The sequence below is a fragment of the Desemzia sp. FAM 23988 genome, from assembly GCF_045528365.1.
Taxonomy (GTDB): domain Bacteria; phylum Bacillota; class Bacilli; order Lactobacillales; family Carnobacteriaceae; genus Desemzia.
On record NZ_JBGQQS010000001.1, the window covers coordinates 73,499 to 91,320 of the forward strand.

At 38.7% G+C, this 17,822-nt stretch carries 15 protein-coding genes; 1 reads left to right on the forward strand and 14 read right to left on the reverse strand.

Annotated elements, in window-relative coordinates; all coding sequences use genetic code 11:
* The 6 genes from ACEN4L_RS00460 to ACEN4L_RS00485 all read right to left on the reverse strand — a co-directional run bounded on the left by ACEN4L_RS00460 (window position 1) and on the right by ACEN4L_RS00485 (window position 7,211).
* A complete protein-coding gene (locus tag ACEN4L_RS00460) occupies window positions 1–1,035 on the reverse strand; it encodes an ABC transporter ATP-binding protein (RefSeq protein ID WP_407095361.1) in 1,035 nt (344 codons plus the stop codon).
* A gap of 261 nt (window positions 1,036–1,296) precedes the next feature.
* The gene (gene acpP, locus ACEN4L_RS00465; protein ID WP_407095362.1) at window positions 1,297–1,539 is read right to left on the reverse strand and encodes an acyl carrier protein; all 243 of its coding nucleotides are present in this window, start codon (window positions 1,537–1,539) and stop codon (window positions 1,297–1,299) included.
* Window positions 1,540–1,669: 130 nt separating this feature from the next.
* A complete protein-coding gene (gene plsX / locus ACEN4L_RS00470; protein WP_407095363.1) occupies window positions 1,670–2,692 on the reverse strand; it encodes a phosphate acyltransferase PlsX in 1,023 nt (340 codons plus the stop codon).
* 66 nt (window positions 2,693–2,758) lie between these two features.
* Window positions 2,759–4,807, reverse strand: coding sequence for an ATP-dependent DNA helicase RecG (gene recG, locus ACEN4L_RS00475; protein ID WP_407095562.1), 2,049 nt, complete (start codon window positions 4,805–4,807; stop codon window positions 2,759–2,761).
* Window positions 4,808–5,123: 316 nt separating this feature from the next.
* On the reverse strand, window positions 5,124–6,791 hold the full coding sequence (locus ACEN4L_RS00480; protein WP_407095365.1) for a DAK2 domain-containing protein: 1,668 nt from the start codon (window positions 6,789–6,791) through the stop codon (window positions 5,124–5,126).
* Between the two features lie 57 nt (window positions 6,792–6,848).
* The gene (locus ACEN4L_RS00485; RefSeq protein ID WP_204210742.1) at window positions 6,849–7,211 is read right to left on the reverse strand and encodes an Asp23/Gls24 family envelope stress response protein; all 363 of its coding nucleotides are present in this window, start codon (window positions 7,209–7,211) and stop codon (window positions 6,849–6,851) included.
* A gap of 269 nt (window positions 7,212–7,480) precedes the next feature.
* On the opposite strand from ACEN4L_RS00485, the gene rpmB reads away from it, so the two are divergent.
* A complete protein-coding gene (rpmB, locus tag ACEN4L_RS00490) occupies window positions 7,481–7,669 on the forward strand; it encodes a 50S ribosomal protein L28 (protein WP_204210741.1) in 189 nt (62 codons plus the stop codon).
* 73 nt (window positions 7,670–7,742) lie between these two features.
* Here rpmB and ACEN4L_RS00495 read toward each other — a convergent pair whose 3' ends face one another.
* From ACEN4L_RS00495 to priA, 8 genes are all read right to left on the reverse strand, one after another.
* Window positions 7,743–8,393 carry a thiamine diphosphokinase gene (locus tag ACEN4L_RS00495; RefSeq protein WP_407095366.1) on the reverse strand — a complete coding sequence of 217 codons (651 nt, stop codon included), beginning with the start codon at window positions 8,391–8,393 and terminating at the stop codon, window positions 7,743–7,745.
* A complete protein-coding gene (gene rpe, locus ACEN4L_RS00500) occupies window positions 8,390–9,043 on the reverse strand; it encodes a ribulose-phosphate 3-epimerase (RefSeq protein WP_407095367.1) in 654 nt (217 codons plus the stop codon). The genes ACEN4L_RS00495 and rpe overlap by 4 nt, the downstream gene beginning before the upstream one ends.
* A gap of 9 nt (window positions 9,044–9,052) precedes the next feature.
* Complete coding sequence (gene rsgA / locus ACEN4L_RS00505; RefSeq protein ID WP_407095368.1) at window positions 9,053–9,949, reverse strand: ribosome small subunit-dependent GTPase A; 897 nt, start codon at window positions 9,947–9,949, stop codon at window positions 9,053–9,055.
* 197 nt (window positions 9,950–10,146) lie between these two features.
* A complete protein-coding gene (gene pknB / locus ACEN4L_RS00510) occupies window positions 10,147–12,153 on the reverse strand; it encodes a Stk1 family PASTA domain-containing Ser/Thr kinase (protein ID WP_407095369.1) in 2,007 nt (668 codons plus the stop codon).
* Between the two features lie 3 nt (window positions 12,154–12,156).
* Window positions 12,157–12,900: a Stp1/IreP family PP2C-type Ser/Thr phosphatase gene (locus ACEN4L_RS00515; protein ID WP_407095371.1), complete on the reverse strand. Its 744-nt coding sequence runs from the start codon at window positions 12,898–12,900 to the stop codon at window positions 12,157–12,159.
* A gap of 126 nt (window positions 12,901–13,026) precedes the next feature.
* On the reverse strand, window positions 13,027–14,394 hold the full coding sequence (gene rsmB / locus ACEN4L_RS00520) for a 16S rRNA (cytosine(967)-C(5))-methyltransferase RsmB (RefSeq protein ID WP_407095372.1): 1,368 nt from the start codon (window positions 14,392–14,394) through the stop codon (window positions 13,027–13,029).
* Between the two features lies 1 nt (window position 14,395).
* Window positions 14,396–15,334, reverse strand: coding sequence for a methionyl-tRNA formyltransferase (fmt, locus tag ACEN4L_RS00525; protein WP_407095374.1), 939 nt, complete (start codon window positions 15,332–15,334; stop codon window positions 14,396–14,398).
* Between the two features lie 61 nt (window positions 15,335–15,395).
* Window positions 15,396–17,816, reverse strand: a complete 2,421-nt coding sequence (gene priA / locus ACEN4L_RS00530) for a primosomal protein N' (RefSeq protein WP_407095375.1) — start codon at window positions 17,814–17,816, stop codon at window positions 15,396–15,398.
* Window positions 17,817–17,822 lie beyond the last annotated feature (6 nt).

Below are 17,822 nucleotides of genomic sequence, written 5' to 3' on the forward strand. Positions count from 1 at the left end.
CTACTCATCCTCCCCTTCAAAATGGAAATGTTTGTAGCAAGTACATCTGACAAAATGATTTGGTGCTACTTCATGCAAGGTAGGATTTTCTTCATGTTCTTCATCTGCGATCCACGGAATACGCGGAGCAAATCGACATCCTGTACGTTTCATTTTAGAAAGTGAAGGTACCGTTCCTTGAATTACATGCAATTCTTTGTTCTCATCTTCTAATTCATCGCTGTTTTGCGGCATTGAATTTAGTAAAGAACGCGTATAAGGATGCATTGGATTTTCAAACAGTTCCAGTGCAGTAGCTTCTTCAACGATTTCCCCTGCATACATTACAGCCACACGGTCAGCCATTTCAGCCACAACACCTAAGTCATGAGTGATCAGGATGATTCCAGTTCCGGTTTCTTCTTGCAAATCTTTTAATAAATCTAAGATTTGTGCTTGGATGGTCACATCCAAAGCTGTAGTTGGCTCATCAGCGATAATGATCGGCGGTTTACATGATAACGCAATCGCGATCACTACCCGTTGTCTCATCCCACCAGATAATTCGTGAGGATATTGTTTCATCACGCGTGGCGGATTTGGGATACCAACTTGATTCAGTAATTCTAAAACACGATTTGTCCGGGCTTCACTATCTAATTTTGTATGATAGATCAACGCCTCAGCAATTTGATCATGGATGGTCATCAAAGGATTTAGTGACCCTAGGGGATCTTGGAAAATCATTCCAATATCGTTTCCACGGATACGATTATACAATTGTTCATTCAAATTAAGTAAATTCAAATCTTTGTATAGCGCTTCCCCTTTGATCTGAGTATTTAGTGGATCGTGAAGTCCAACAATGGAGGTAGCTAACGTACTTTTCCCACTACCCGATTCTCCAACGATCGCTAAGATCTCATTATTTTCTAATGTTAATGAAACATCATCAACGGCATTGTAATATTGATCATTAATTCTAAACGCGGTTTCTAAATGATTGATTTCTAATAAAGAACGTTCTACGGCCAAAATTATACCTCCTAAAAACATTACATCCCATCAAATATGAGAAAAGTATTAAACTTGCATAATAACTAATTTAATAACATAATTGAATTATACACAGCGAAAACTTACATTGCAATAGTTTTTTAATCATTTTATCATAAAAATGTCTTTAAAATATAAAATATGAGCATTTCATTTGCAAATTCAAGCTTCTTATAATTCAAGCTTCTAATTTACCAAAAGCTGATATTATACAAAATGAACCAGAAATTTTTTTCTGGTTCATCGTCTGTTCATTTATAATTATTTACGGTTATTTGCGATATAAGTAACAGCATTTCCAACTGTGGTTATTTGTTCAGCATCTTCATCTGATATTTCAGTTCCGAAAACATCTTCCATCTCCATCACTAATTCCACAATATCCAATGAATCAGCTCCCAAATCATCTTTGAACGTCATTTCTGCCGTTACGCGGTCTTCATCAATACCAAATCGTTCTACAATAATTTTCTTTACCATTTCAAAGGTTTCTTCGTTAGACAATCAATACACCTCCAACCCTCATTTACAGTCTATGACTATAGTATTCTAACTTTATCCTTTACTATTTTAACTTTATTCCTAAAACATGTCTATCTTTTTTTAGAAAACGTTCTTTTTGTCTTTGGGGATTTTATTCCTCTATGCTTTTTTCAGCTTCATTTTTTGCTTCAAAAGTAGTCACTAAATCTTCCATAACGTTTGAAGACAACATTTCACGAATCTGCTTGATGGTATAATATACAGCTTCCTTTTCTGTAGAGCCATGTGTTTTTACAACGGGAGCTTTCAATCCAAACAGAACTCCACCCCCATGTTTGGAATAATCCAAGACATCTTTCAGATTGGCTAAGCTATCTTTTAACAGCATTCCGCCTAATTTAGCTTTGGTTCCATTTTCCATGATGGCTTTTTTAATTAATTTCATCATGCTCAGTGCTGTTCCTTCCACAGTTTTCAACACAGCATTCCCCGTAAAGCCGTCTACCACCACTACATCAGCTACACCGTTCAACAAATCGCGTGCTTCAACATTTCCAATAAAGTGAATGTCTTTGTTTTCTTTTAATAATGCATAGGCCTGTTTACTCAGTTCATTCCCTTTATTTTCTTCTGTCCCATTGTTTAACAAACCGACTCTTGGTTTGTCGATTCCACGTACAAAATGAGCATAATAGCTTCCAAGTGTTGCAAACTGATTCAAATTTTCCGGCTTGCTGTCCGCATTTGCTCCAACATCCATCATATTGAACGCATCAATCCCGCCGCCAAGAGCAGGCAATGTAACCATCAATCCTGGACGATCGATCCCTTTTATTCTCCCTACTACTAATAAACCCGAAGCTAGTAGAGCTCCGGTATTACCAGCTGAGAATAAAGCATCTGCCCGGCCTTCTTTAACAGCTTTGGCAGCCAATACCATCGAAGCCTCTTTTTTTCTACGTACTGAACGTACGGGGTCATCTTCACTATTGATTTTTTCATCCGTGTGAATAATAGTAATGTTTGTTTCATTAATCAGATATTCACGTATCGCACTTTCTTTTCCATACAACTGAAACTCGATATCCTTAAATTCTTGAGCAGCCAGCACTACCCCTTCCACGATTGCTCTTGGCGCATTATCGCCGCCCATTGCATCTACTGCAATTCTCATGTTACTTTTCCTCCTCTTAGGCTGATTCCACTTCATCAGCTTCTATTTACTATTTAACATTATTAGTTAATGAAAAGTGTCAGAATCCACCGATTCCATCTCTATTGCTTTTCTTAATGCTGCAAAATCCGGATGAGTATAAAAATCAGAACGTTGGACCAACTCTGCTGCATCTAAACGTGCCGTTTCCAAGGCTGCAAAGTCGCTCACAATATCTCCTATTTTAAAGTCTGGTATTCCTGATTGTTTATTTCCAAACACATCACCTGGACCTCTTAATTCTAAATCTTTTTCACTCAAGATAAAACCATTATTTGTTTCGGTCATTATTTTCATGCGTTCTATTCCAGCATCACCTTTAGGGTCAGAAACAAGAATACAATAAGATGCTTTGTCTCCTCTTCCTACTCGACCTCTAAGCTGGTGCAGTTGAGCCAAACCAAAACGGTCAGCATCATAAATCACCATAGTAGTAGCATTAGGTACATCTACTCCTACCTCAATAACCGTTGTAGAAACTAAGACTTGCACTTCATTTTGTTGAAACAAATGCATGACAGCTTCTTTTTCAGCCGGCTTCATTTGACCATGCAATAATCCCACTTTGTATTTACCCTCGTAAAACTGTGACAGTTTGCGGTAAACTTCTGTAGCATTTTTCACGTCTAAACTTTCAGATTCTTCAATTAACGGACAAATCACATAAGCTTGCGAACCAATATTCAATTGTCTTTCAATGAACTCCAATGTATGTTCAAATTGTTTTGGTTTTACCCAAGTAGTCTGAATCGGCTTTCGTCCAGCGGGCATTTCGTCAATGATAGAAACATCCATTTCTCCAAAGGCCGTGATGGCTAGTGTTCTTGGAATAGGGGTTGCCGTCATAAACAGCACATCTGGTTCGATTCCTTTACTACGCAATTTTTTTCTTTGATTGACTCCAAAGCGGTGTTGTTCATCGGTAATCACTATTCCCAGACGGGCGAATTCAACATTATCTTGAATCAGCGCGTGCGTACCAACAATCACATCTATTTCACCCGTACGCAATTGCTCTTCAATAATCCGTTTTTCTTTTGCTGTTGTCGAACCCGTCAAAAGCGCTGTTTTGATTTCCAATGGATCAAATAAGCTGTTCAAGCTTTTCATATGTTGTTCAGCCAGAATCGTCGTCGGTACCATTAAAGCCGATTGAAATCCGGCAGTAGCAGCCGCATAGATAGCAATGACCGCTACTAAAGTCTTTCCGCTTCCTACATCTCCTTGTAATAAACGATGCATATGAACGGGCTGTTTTAAGTCTTTACAGATTTCATTAACGACTCTTTTTTGAGCATTGGTCAATTCAAACGGAAGGGTAGCAATAAACTGTTTCAACCGATGGATATCGTAATCGATCGCTGTACCATAACCCGTTTTTTTCTGTTTTTTTCTTAGGAGCTGCATTTTTGTTTGGTAAACCAAAAATTCGTCAAAGACCACTTCTCGACGTGCTTGCTTTGTTTGTTCGGGCGAAACAGGAAAATGCATCGCATAAATGGCTTCTTTATGTGAGATCAACCGATATTTTTGCCGCAATTCTTGAGGAATATTTTCAGGGATCACATCTTTATATTCTTCGTAGGCTTGCTTTACTAGATTCATAAGGGTTTTCTGCCGGATCTTTTTATTGACATGATAAACGGATTCGAAATCCGAATCTTCTTGAGCAGAGGACTGTCCGACTATTTTGATTCCAGATAAACTTTTTCGTTTGTCATCCCATTTCCCATAAACGGTTATTTCGTTTCCAGTGACTATTTGATTTGCCAAATAGGGCTGATTAAAAAAAGTCACTACAACAACTGCATGGTCGATTTTCATGCGAAAAGACAACCGACTTTTTTTGTAACCAAAGCGAGAAACAACTGCATCCGCAAGAACTTCTCCTCTTAGACTTGTCTTTTCTTGATCGACCAGCTCAAAGAGATCCTTTACTTGAATATCTTCATATCGAAACGGAAAATGATTGAGCAAATCAGCAATAGTATGGATTCCTAAATCTTGTAAGGCTTCTACTCTTTTCTCCCCCACATGTTGAAGTACCGAGACAGAGTCATAGATTGTTTTTTCCATCATATCTGACAATCTAAGGATGAAAAAATCACTTTTCTTCAGATTGTCTCAAGCCTCCTTTTATTAGGTAATATCTATAAAAGGAGCCGGGATAGAATCCAAGCTCCTTTTATACTACACATCATACTGTTTAGTTGAGTTGAGTTTTAAAAACCAACAGTAGCAATCAGAGGATGAATAATACTTGTGTAGTTTTAGGTGTTTTTCATCCTCTTTCTCTATGTAGTGCTTTATCATGCTTCCTGACTGAATTAAATCAATCAAAAGTAGACAGAAATAAAATAGAAAATCGATTTATTTTTGTCTACTCTTGATTTTATTCTACAGAAAGAAGGTAAGGATAAACAGGCTGTTTACCTTCATGAATTTCAACTTCTATATCTGAGAATTGAGCTTCAATTTCTGACGCAATTTCTTCAGCTTCTTTTTGCGGCACACCTTCACCTAAAAGAATCGTTACAATTTCGCTATCTTCGGTAAGCATTTGTTGTAACGTTTCAATAGCAGCCTCTTTACGCTTTTCTTTAGACAAAACAATATCTCCGTCTACAAGTCCCATAAAGTCATCTTTTTTGATCTTAACACCGTTGATTTCAGTGTCACGTACAGCGTTAGTAACTTGTCCACTGATGACATTTTCCAACTCACTGCTCATTTCTGCTTTGTTAGTCTCTAAATCATTTTGCTCATTAAAGGCCAACATAGAAGTCATTCCTTGAGAAATCGTACGACTTGGAATCACAGCTACAGGAATCTCACTCTCTTGAGCAGCTTGTTCTGCAGCCATAAAGATATTTTTATTGTTTGGCAACACCAAAACTTGTTCTGCATTTACTGCATCAATCGCTTTTAAAATATCCTCTGTACTAGGGTTCATTGTTTGTCCGCCATTGATGATGTAATTAGCCCCTAAACTTTTGAATAGGTCTTGGATACCTTCACCAGCTGCTACAGCAATAATACCGTAAGGAACTTTTTTAGTCGGTTTAGCAGGCTGATCATTGTCCATCAATGCGTCATGTTGTTCACGCATATTGTCTACTTTGATTTTGACCAGTGAACCAAATTTTTGACCATAATTCATCACTTCACCTGGTTTTTCAGTATGCACATGAACTTTAATAATCTCATCATCATTGACAACTAGTAAAGAATCACCGATTTCGCTCAATTGATTGCGGAAAGTATCGTAATCAAATTCACTATCGACAGTTTCTCCTTTTCCAATATGAACCATGATCTCAGTACAGTAACCATATTGAATATCTTCCGTTGCGATATGGTTGTGAACTCCCCTGTGGTGTTCAGCATTGATCATATCTGTCATTTCACTTTCAGTAGGTTGATATACTTCTTCTTCAACGACTTTACCAGATAATGCTTCTAAAAAGCCTTCAAAAACATAAACTAGTCCTTGTCCGCCACTATCCACAACGCCTACTTCTTTTAAGACAGGTAGTAAATCCGGTGTTTTAGCCAAAGATTTTTTAGCAGAAGACAAGACAGTTTCCATGACCTCGATCGTATCGGTAGTTTGCTCAGCTTTTTTCTCACCAGCTTTTGCAGACTCACGGGCCACTGTTAAGATTGTTCCTTCAACAGGTTTCATTACAGCTTTATACGCAATTTCAACTCCTCTTGTAAAGGCACTCGCTAAATCAGTTGCATTGATCGTTTCTTTCCCATCTAAAGCTTTACCAAATCCTCTAAATAGTTGAGACAAAATAACTCCAGAGTTTCCTCTGGCTCCCATTAAAAGTCCTTTAGCTAATGCTCCAGCCAATTCTCCGACATGATCCGAATGATTTGACGTTACCGCTTTTGCTCCGCTTGTCATGGATAAGTTCATGTTTGTTCCAGTATCGCCATCCGGCACTGGGAATACGTTTAAAGAATTCACGTATTCTGCATTTTTTTCTAATCGTTTTGCTCCACTAGCTACCATTAAACGGAACTGTTTCGCTTCAATATTTTCAACTTTCACCGTTAATTTCCTCCTTATGTCACTACGTCAAGAAACGGTGACATTAACCTTCTATTTCTAGTCTTGTATTACACGTACACCTTGAACAAAAATATTTACTGCATTCGCAGAAATACCTAACATAGATTCCAAGTTGTATTTTACTTTTTCTTGTACATTACGACAAACTTCTGAAATTCTTGTCCCATAACTGACAATAATATACACATCTACAGCTACGCCATTATCTTCTTGGCGAACAATAACACCTTTAGAATAATTTTCTTTTTTCAAAATCTCGTTTAAATTATCACGGATTTGATTTTTACTAGCCATTCCAACGATCCCGAAAATTTCGGTTGCTGCTCCGCCTACTACTGTAGCAATCACTTCATTTGAAATATCCACTAGTCCATATTGTGTTTTGATTTTAACTGCCATGTTTAAAATCCTCCTCTTGACTTAAAAAGTCATAAATAACTACCTTACATTGTAGCATAGCATATTGAAGAATAAAAGATAAAAGCGAAAACCAGCTTATCTATAGACCTATTCTCTCATTTTTCTCCCTATTTTGCTAATCGTAAATTAATTGTGTCAAGTAAAAATACTTGAAAGAATTATCTTGCAAATAAGATAAAGATATGCTAAATTGTTTAGGTATGAAGATTGAAGCTTTGCTTCAGTTATTGGCAAAGGAGGAAAGTAAAATGGCAAAAGTATGTTATGTAACAGGACGTAAAGCAAGAAGCGGTAACAACCGTTCTCACGCAGTAAACAAAACAAAAAGAAGTTTCGGCGCTAACTTGCAAAAAGTTCGTATTTTAGTTGACGGAAAACCTAAACGTGTATGGGTTTCTGCTCGCGCTCTTAAATCTGGAAAAGTTGAACGTGTATAATTTTTCTACTTATAAAGAAGATAAAAAAAGCCTAGGCATTCAAGCTTAGGCTTTTTTATTTTGTTTATACCTATCAATCTTTGCTTTGAATTACGGCAATCAACCCTTCTGTAAATGAAAAAGAAGCAGTCTGTTCTTTAAATTCATTACTAGCCAACGAAATTGGATAAGCATAATCTTTTTCTTCCAAGGTGTACTTGACCTCTCTTAAAGACAACTTCTTAACCGGTGTCATGCAAACAAAAGCGATGTATTTTTTATCGTTTTCTTTCGTAACCGTATATTCACCAGGAAGATAAAACGAAACTGTATTCAATTTATCGTACAAATAAATTTTTGATGCTTGGTGCTGGAATCTTGGCTGGAAGATAAAAAACAGGTTACTCATTAAATGGTCTAAACGTCCAGCTGTGGCCCCATAAACGGATATTTTATCGGCTGAGTATTCTTCTAATGCTAATTGGATAGCCAATTCTGTATCTGTATCGTCTTTTTCAGAAGGAAATGAACGGACATCCGTTACTTTTGTGGTTAAAAACTTCATTTCTTCTTTCGTAATTGAATCAAAATCACCTATTGCGATGGCGGGAACAATCTTCTGTTTTAACAGCCGAATAGCCCCATGGTCCACACCAATCCACATCACAGCTTCTTTTTCAGCAGCGTAAACATCCGTCGGAAGAGCTGTTTCCGGACCTCCGACCATAATTTTTATGTGTTTCATTTTTGAACCGCTTCTCTCAATTGTTTCATGCGTTCTAAGGGTTTATCAGCTGAATAAATATAAGAACCAGCTACAAAAACAGTCGCTCCTGCTTCATGACACCATTTGACTGTTTCATCATTTATTCCCCCGTCCACTTCAATTTCATAGGAATAGTCGTTGGTATCTTTCAGTGCTTTCAACTGACGAATTTTTTCAAGGGACGGTTCAATAAAACTTTGTCCGCCAAATCCTGGATTTACGGTCATGACTAAAATCAAATCTACATCGCTTAATAACGGTTCGATTACAGAAACCGGCGTGCCTGGATTGATCACTACTCCGGATTTGACTCCTGCATCATTGATCAATTGGATCGTCCGATGGATATGAGGCGTACTTTCGACATGCACGCTGATGATGTCTGCCCCTGCTTTAGCAAAATCGGCAATGTAATTTTCTGGATTTTCAATCATTAAATGGCAGTCCAAAGTTAACTTTGTCGTCGGACGAATCGCACTGACAGCATTCGGCCCAAATGTAATATTTGGCACAAAATGCCCATCCATCACGTCGATATGGATGTAATCGGCACCTCCAGTTTCAACCAGTTTAATATCTCTTTCTAAGTTGGCAAAATCTGCACTCAAGATCGATGGAGCTAATTTCATTTGTTTTCCTCATTTCTTTTTAGAGTAATCGGGTTTGCGTTGACTAATTTCTTCATAAAACTGGAGATAGCTGGCGTAGCGGTATTCAGCAATCGTACCTTCATCAACCAGTTCCTTTACTTTACAGCCTGGTTCCTTGTGATGAATGCAGCCTCTGAAGCGACACTGATCTTGGACTTGAACGAAGTCTGGAAACAGTTCCCTTAAATCAACCAACTCAATCTCTGCCAAGTCGATCGCACTGAAGCCTGGAGTATCTGCTACTAAACCATCATATAGAGGAATCAATTCCACATGTCTGGTGGTATGCTTACCACGTCCTAAAGACGTCGATATCGCAGCTGTTTTTAACACTAATTCTGGCGAGATCGTATTCAGCAGTGTAGATTTCCCTGCTCCAGATTGTCCCATAAAGACGGTCAAATGAGTTGCAAAATGACTGCATAGATCTTGCACAGCTTGGTCTTTTTCAGCATTTGTCGGCAAATACACTGTATAACCGATTGATTCATAGTACTGTTGGTATTTTTTTAAAGATTGGTACGTCTCATCATCGATTAAATCAGTTTTCGTAATGTAAATGATCGCTTCTATTTCTTTATTCTCTAAGGTCACTAAAAAACGATCTAATAATTGAGTAGAAAAATCCGGTTCTACCGCTGATGTCACGACTACTCCTAGATCAATATTTGCGATTGGCGGTCGTACCAATTCATTTCTTCGTTCTAAAAGTTCTTGAACGACACCTTCCTCTTTGTTTCCACTCTCAAATTCTACAAAATCTCCCACTAAAGGGGTTAGATTGCGGTTTCTGAAGTTTCCTCTCCCTCTAGTCTGATAGGTTTCTCCTTGGTAATAGACGTAATAAAATCCACTTAATGCTTTCCTGATCTGTCCTTGTGGCAAATAGGCGCCCTCCTCAACTCTCTTTTCTCTTTAACTTTACTCAACTCTGAACCAGAATGCAAACCTAAAATCAGAAACGTCCATTAATCTCATGCTTTCAAAAACTTAAAAAAGAATAAAACACACTCTCCATGGACTAGGGCAAAATAATTTTGCTTGTCCGTAGAGAGTGTGTTGATTTTACACAGCAGGTTATTCTATTCGTCTGTATCAGGAGCAGCAACGTTGGTGTTTTCTTCAATCGTTTCGCCATCACGTACAACACGGTAACTTCCTGTTGTTCCTTCTTCTAAAATAAAAGGTATTTCTAAATCATGGTCTTCTGTGATCGTAAATTGCTGGAACAATGTGTTCAAGTTATGTTCAGCATCTTCAATATAGATTTCAATAGTATTCGGTACAGGCTGTGATTCAGTCGAACTTTCTTCCGATTCGTTTTCTGAGGATTCACTTTCCGAGGAAGATTCAGCCGCATTTTGATACGGAATCGTTACAGGAACCGTAAATTGACGTGCCGGAATATCTTCTTTTCCAAGGGAGACTACAATGCTTAATGCATCCCCCTTGTAAACGATCGTTCCAGGATCAATATCTTGCGAGATCACATATCCGACTGGGACCTCTTCAGAATATTCTTCCGAAATCTGCAGACTCAATTCATTTTCAGAAGCAAAATCTTCTACACTTTTTTGAGAATATCCATTAAGATCTCTCATCTCAGTTCCAGCTCTTCCGCTGCTGACAGTAAACGTAACCGTCGTCTCCGATGGTACTACTTCTTCATCTTCCCCGATGTCTTGTGAAATGATAGCTCCTTCTGGAATCTCTTCACTGTTTTCTCCCACACTCTCTACTGTAAATCCGATCTCAGTCAGTTCAGCTCGAATTTCCTGATAATCTTCGTTCGTGTAATCCATGAATTCAACTGTTGCTTTTCCTGAACTGATAAACAGATCAACTTGTGTGTTTTCTTTGACACTATTGCCGATAGTCGGGTTTGATCGAACAACAAGTCCTTCTTCAATCTCTTCATTCGGTTCTTCAACCACTTCATCAACACTTAAATTCACTTTTGAGAGTTCCATTTCTGCTTCTTCCAGCGTCATCTCTTCCAAGTTTGGGATAGTGACATCTTTAGGCGTTAATAAATAAGCCGCGATGGCAACTCCAATGGCTATGAAAAAAAGACTTAACAAGACTATCCATATCCATCTTCGTTTTTTCTTTTTCTTTTCCGGAACCGACTCTTCTTTCGGTTCTTCTGTCACGACTGGAATAACCATGGTATCTTCCAAATCCGTTTCTTTTGTGACCGATATGGGAGTAATGACTTTCGTCTCTTGCAACATGCTGGCAGGAGCATACGGCGGCTCATCCACTCGACTAGGAGATAAAGCTGTTTCAAGATCCATTTCCATTTCACGAACTGATTTGTACCGGTCAGCTGTTTCTTTAGCAGTAGCTTTTAATACCACATTTTCTAATGCTTGCGGTATTCTGGGATCAAACTTTTTAACCGAAGGGATACTTTCTTGGAAATGTTTTAATGCGATCGAAACAGCTGATTCACCTTCAAAAGGTACACTGCCAGTTAGCAACTCATATAAAATAATCCCCAACGAATAGATATCCGATTGGTTGGTAGCCATTCCCCCGCGAGCTTGCTCTGGAGAAAGGTAATGAACGGACCCTAGTAATGAATTAGTTTGTGTAATAGAAGATTGTGAAACAGCAACGGCTATTCCAAAATCGGTAATTTTTACAACGCCGCTTTCATCTATCAATACATTCTGCGGTTTTAAATCTCGATGGATGATTTGATTTTGATGGGCATAAGAAACAGCTGACAAAATTTGACTCATGATATTCAAGACTTTACGATATGCAATCGGGAAATTATTGATAATGTAATCTTTTAAATCCATACCTTCAATGTATTCCATGACAATATATTGTGTATCGTTTTCTTCGCCTACATCATAAATACTGACAATGTTCGGGTGGACCAGTTCAGTGGAGGATAAAGCTTCACGCTTGAAGCGACGGATAGTATCTTGGTCTTTTCTAAAATCATATCTCAAGACTTTAACGGCAACATCTCGATCTAAAATCAAATCATGAGCTAAGTAAACATTAGCCATTCCGCCGCTGCCAACTGGTTTTATTATTTTATAACGACCATTTAATTTTTTTCCGTTTTCCATTCTTTAAACCTCCTTTCTTCCATTTAAATCAATAATGATCACAGTAATATTGTCTACTCCGCCGCGCTCATTGGCTAAATCAATCAGCATAGTCGCTTGGCTTTCCAACGGTTCAGTTATATTCAAGATTTTTTCAATTTCTTTATCTGCTACCATATTGGTCAATCCATCCGAACACAATAAAATAGGGTTATTGGACCCGTATGCATACGTATCGATGTCGATTCCCAACGTTTCCTCAACACCCAATGAACGTGTCAATACATTCTTTTGAGGATGATTTAAGGCTTCTTCTTCGGTCAATTGACCATTCCTCATCAATTCGCCTACTAACGAGTGATCGTCCGTAATTTGAACTAAGCGACCATCGATCAAACGATAGGCACGACTGTCTCCTATGTTTGCAATCACATAACCGTCCACAGCTTCTGCGACTGCTACTAAAGTCGTTCCCATTCCATTTAAGTCCGGGTACTGACGGGCTTTTTCGACCAATCGCTGATTTTCTCGATTGATACGTACTTCCAGCCATTCCGCAGCATTTTTTGCAGAGTCGAACTCGGTTTTTTCCCAATTATTTCCTAAATGGGATACAACCATCTCGCTGGCAATATCTCCAGCCCGATGTCCTCCCATACCATCACACAATACAGCTAGTGTTAAGCCGTTTTGATTCTTGTATGTATTTGCAAAATCCTGATTTGTTCCTCTTTTTCTACCTTTATCGGTCTTTACAACCAATCTCATACCGACACCTCTTTTTCGCCTGTTTCAAATCTAAGTCTTGTGGCTTTTTCTCTATGTAAGGAAAATATAAGACACTAAAAAGGACAATCTCTCAGAAAAGATGTCTTTTCTGTGAGATTTCCACGTTTATTTCTTTCTTAACGCACTGATAAAAAAACCATCTGATTCAAAATCATGAGGATAGATTGTTAAAAAACCATCCGTTAGACACTCTTTTGCAGGTCCTTCAACAAAAACCTCTTCTTTTTCAAATTCAGGATGCCCTGTTAAGAAGGCTTCCACGGTTTGACTATTTTCTTCTCTAGTTATTGTACACGTACTATAGATTAGAAGTCCACCAGATTTTAATTTAGGCGCGACATGTTTTAAAATATCTAATTGAATGGTGTGCAATTGTTCAAAATCTTGTGGTTTCTTAGTGTACTTGATATCGGGTTTTCTTCTCATCAAGCCTAAGCCGGAACAAGGAGCATCTACTAATATCCGATCAAAAGTGTCATCGGCAAATATTTCGTCGACCTTACGAGCATCTTGTTCAAACCCTTCAACAACATCTGCTACTTGCAATCTTTCCGCATTTTCTTTGATCAATTTGACTTTGTGTTTGTGCAGATCAAGTGCTGTTACTTTACCACCTGCTTCTTTAGAAAGAAAAGAGGCAATGTGCGTGGTTTTTCCGCCTGGAGCGGCACAAGCATCTAAAACTTGATGGTGTGGTTCTACTTGCAACGCAGGAGCGACCAGCATAGAGGTCTCATCTTGAATCGTGATCTTTCCACTTTTGAAAAGTTCAGAAGACGCAAAATGTCCACTGTCGCTAACGATTCCATGTGCTGAAAGTTCACTTTTGCGCACATAAAACCCTTCTTCTTCCATGTAATCGAGTGCATCTTGCAGGGTCGTCAATTTTTCATTCACGCGGGCACTGGAATGGCTGGGAGACAATAATGATTCTCCCAGCAATTCCGTTTCTTCGTATCCGATCTCCGCAATGAATTTCTCTACCAGCCATTTAGGCAGACTATACGAAACACTTAGACACTCGACTGGATCAGCTATGTCTTCAACAGTTGGGAATCCTTTTCTCTCAGCATTTCGTAAAATACCGTTGATAAATTTACTGATTCCTACATGACCACGTGTTTTTGCTATCTCCACAGCCTCAAATAAAATAGCATGCGCTGGTATTCTTTCCAAATAAACCATTTGATAAATGGATAATCGCAATAAGTTTCTTACCCATGTATCTACTTTTTGATTTTTTTTCAAGAATCGACTCAAATAATAATCCAATGTGATTTTACGTTGCAAGACACCATAAACCAATTCTGTCATTAAACGTGCATCAGCAGAGCTTAAATTATTTTTTTGAATGGCTTCATTCAAAAGAAGATTTGAATAAGAACCACTTTTTTCAGTTTTATCTAAAATTTGCATAGCTTGGTAGCGGCTGCTTTTCTTCACCGCTCGTTTAGCTGAAGGTTGTTCTGCCATGTTATCCTAAGACCTCTCCCGTATTAAGTTTACTGCCTATCCCACTGACAAATGCAGCTGCTGACATTCTTGTTTTACCAGCTGGTTGCACCTCGTCCAGCTGCACCACAGTATGGTTTCCACAGGCAACTAATATACAGTCTTTTTGAATATCGATCATCGTTCCAGGTGCTTGATCGGTTTGATTGGACAAAGGTGTCACTGCCCAGATTTTTAACCGTTCGCCCTCTAAAAACGTATAGGCTCCTGGGAAAGGACGCATGCCTCTGACTTGATGATCAATGGCTGCGGCTTCTTTGTGCCAATCCAATACTTCTTGTTCACGAGTAATATTAGGTGAAAAAGTTACTTTTTCTTCCTCTTGTTTGATAGGATGAATAGTCCCATCAATGATATGAGGGATCGTTTCCATCAATAAATCTCTTCCTAAGATGCTCAAGCGGTCAAACAAAGTTCCGACATCATCCGCTCTAGTGATCGGCAATGATTTTTGAGAAATAATATCTCCCGCATCCATTTTTTTCTCCATGTACATAATCGAAACTCCAGTTTCGGTTTCTCCATTGATCAAAGCATAATGAACAGGAGCGCCGCCACGATACTTAGGCAGTAAAGAGGCATGAACATTTATCGCACCGAGGTGAGGAACATTCAATAATTTTGTAGGCAAAAATTGTCCAAATGCAGCTGTGACGATTAAATCAGGATTCATTTCCATAATTTTTTCCATTTCTGGAGATCCAGAGATTTTTTCTGGCTGTAAAACTTCAATACGGTGTCTTAAGGCCGCTTCTTTCACTGGCGTAGGCGTCAATACTTTTTTTCGGCCTACTGGTCTATCTGGTTGTGTTACTACAGCTATTACTTCGTAATCTGATTCCACCAAAGATTCTAATATAGGTACAGAAAAAGCTGGTGTTCCCATAAATACTATTTTCATTGAGCAAAACTCCTTTATCTCGCTTGATAACATACTGTGATTATTTTTTGCTGTTTTTTCATTACATAAATTGCTGCGGTTCTTTATCTATCGCAATTGTTAAACCTTTAGCCATTTCTTTTTGTGATTCGTTTAAGATTTGGTGCAGCAAAGGAATCAATGTGGGTTCTGATTTATATTTTATCAATACTTGGTAATAAAAACGGTTATTGACCCGCGCAATAGACTTAGGCGTAGGACCCAACAGGATCGTGTTTTGGTTCAATTGCGGCGCCAGAAAATTGACGATGTCATACATTTTTTTGGCGGCTACTTTTTCTTCTGTATGACTAGCTGTGATTGAGACTGTAAAATAATAGGGCGGATAATTCCCACGATGACGAATGATCATTTCTTTTTGGTAGAAATGATCGTAATCGTGTTTTTTAGCCAATTGAATGGAATAATGTTCAGGGTTAAACGTCTGAACAATCACTTCACCTGTCAATTCAGCCCGTCCTGCTCGACCACTCACTTGAGTCAGCAGCTGAAAGGTTTTTTCACTGGATCGAAAATCCGGCAATCCCAGAGAGGTATCGGCATTCAACACCCCTACTAAAGTAATGTTCGGAAAATCTAATCCTTTAGCGATCATTTGTGTTCCCAATAGAATATCGGCTTCTTGGTTTCCAAAAGCACTCAAAATTTTCTCATGGGCACCTTTTTTACGAGTCGTATCCACATCCATCCGAATAACTCTAGCTTCAGGAATCACTTGCTCTAATTCCTCTTGGATTTTTTGCGTCCCGGTACCATAATACCGGATTTTAGAACTTTTGCAAACAGGACAAGTGTGAGGGATCGCTTCTTCGTGTCCACAATAATGGCACTTCATACTTTTAGTATCCATGTGGAGTGTCAAAGAAATATCACAGTTTGGACACGGCAGCACAAAACCGCAATCTCGGCACATCACGAATGAGGAATACCCTCTTCGATTGAGCATCAATACAATCTGCTCTTTTTTAGCCAAGCGATCGCGAATTTTTTCTTGCAATACTAATGAAAAACTGCTGCGATTTCCGCTTTTCCCTTCATCACGCATATCTACAATAGCCACTTCCGGCAGCATTCTCTGATTGACTCGATCAGGCAATTCCACTAATGTATATACTTTTTTCTGAGCTCTGGCACGAGATTCTAAAGAAGGTGTTGCGCTCCCTAAAATCAATGGACAATTATGAAATTCAGAACGCCACGCAGCGACGTCTCGAGCATGGTAACGTGGATTTTCATCTTGCTTGTAACTGCTCTCGTGTTCTTCATCCATGATAATGACCCCTAAGTTTTTCACCGGTGCAAATATAGACGAACGAGCACCAACGACTACTTTTGCTTCTTCTCGTTCAATCTTGCGCCATTCATCAAATTTTTCACCGTCAGATAACCCACTATGCAAAACAGCTACTTCATCTCCAAAACGACCTTTAAAACTCGTCACCATTTGAGGTGTCAATGCAATTTCCGGGACCAGCATCAATGCCGTTTGGCCCTTTTCCAATACGGAAGCAATGGTTTGTAAATAAATCTCCGTTTTCCCGCTGCCTGTAACTCCTCTTAACAGAAAAGTCTCTGACCGCTGATGAGTGACTGCTGATTGAATCGCTTCAAAAGCTTGTTGCTGTTGTTCAGTCAGTATATGAGGGGAAGTTTTTTCAAAGGTCTGCTCTTTAAATGGATCTCTGTACACTTCTTCTTCAAACACTGTCAGCCAATGTTTCTTTTCCGCTTCACGAATGACCGGAGACTGCAGCTCGTACAGTTTGCTCAGTTCTTGAGTACTGATGGATTGCTCAGACAAAGATAATGACTGCAGGATATCTAATAAACGCAGCTGCTTTTTAGCTGTTTTTCGCAAACTCATTTTTTCCTCTTCCAATTGTTCAAAAGACAGAGCTGGCTTTACCATTCTTCTTTTTTTCTTACTGGCACGATTTTTTACAGAATAGACCACTTCAACAACATCTTGTTTCTTGAGTTGCGTCAATCTTGGTAAAATTCCGCGGTTTACGGCATCATCCCAAGTAATTTCATCTTTTCCTTTGAACAATTCAAAAAACTGATCTTCATCCAGTTCATCAATGAGACGAATACTTTTCTCATACTTGGCCCGCAATACTGCCGGAAGCATCGTTTGATAACACGTTATTTGAAAACTGAATGTTCTGTCTGCCATGTCTTTTCCTAATTGAATCAATTCATCGTTCAAAACGGGATGTAAGTCCATTACACCTGATATTCTTTTTAATTTCCCGCTAAATGAAGCTTCTTCAACTACTGAAACGACAAATCCTTGGACAACTCTTTTCCCTTGTCCAAAAGGAACTTCTACTCTCATTCCCGGAAAAATTTGTTCTGCAAATTCTTCTGGTATTTGATAATCATATGGTTGATTTGTTTGCATCGTTGGAACATCAACGATCACTTTAGCGATTAAATTCAAAATCAC

What these genes read in the sequence shown, in the direction of transcription:
- ACEN4L_RS00485 (WP_204210742.1), bottom strand. Translation starts at nt 7,211, where the DNA reads ATGGCAGTTAAAATCAAAACACAATATGGACTAGTGGATATTTCAAAT.
- rsmB (WP_407095372.1), bottom strand. Translation starts at nt 14,394, where the DNA reads ATGGCAGAACAACCTTCAGCTAAACGAGCGGTGAAGAAAAGCAGCCGC.
- rpmB (WP_204210741.1), top strand. Translation starts at nt 7,481, where the DNA reads ATGGCAAAAGTATGTTATGTAACAGGACGTAAAGCAAGAAGCGGTAAC.
- rpe (WP_407095367.1), bottom strand. Translation starts at nt 9,043, where the DNA reads ATGAAATTAGCTCCATCGATCTTGAGTGCAGATTTTGCCAACTTAGAA.
- plsX (WP_407095363.1), bottom strand. Translation starts at nt 2,692, where the DNA reads ATGAGAATTGCAGTAGATGCAATGGGCGGCGATAATGCGCCAAGAGCA.
- ACEN4L_RS00515 (WP_407095371.1), bottom strand. Translation starts at nt 12,900, where the DNA reads ATGAGATTGGTTGTAAAGACCGATAAAGGTAGAAAAAGAGGAACAAAT.
- fmt (WP_407095374.1), bottom strand. Translation starts at nt 15,334, where the DNA reads ATGAAAATAGTATTTATGGGAACACCAGCTTTTTCTGTACCTATATTA.
- ACEN4L_RS00460 (WP_407095361.1), bottom strand. Translation starts at nt 1,035, where the DNA reads ATGTTTTTAGGAGGTATAATTTTGGCCGTAGAACGTTCTTTATTAGAA.
- ACEN4L_RS00495 (WP_407095366.1), bottom strand. Translation starts at nt 8,393, where the DNA reads ATGAAACACATAAAAATTATGGTCGGAGGTCCGGAAACAGCTCTTCCG.
- pknB (WP_407095369.1), bottom strand. Translation starts at nt 12,153, where the DNA reads ATGGAAAACGGAAAAAAATTAAATGGTCGTTATAAAATAATAAAACCA.
- recG (WP_407095562.1), bottom strand. Translation starts at nt 4,807, where the DNA reads ATGGAAAAAACAATCTATGACTCTGTCTCGGTACTTCAACATGTGGGG.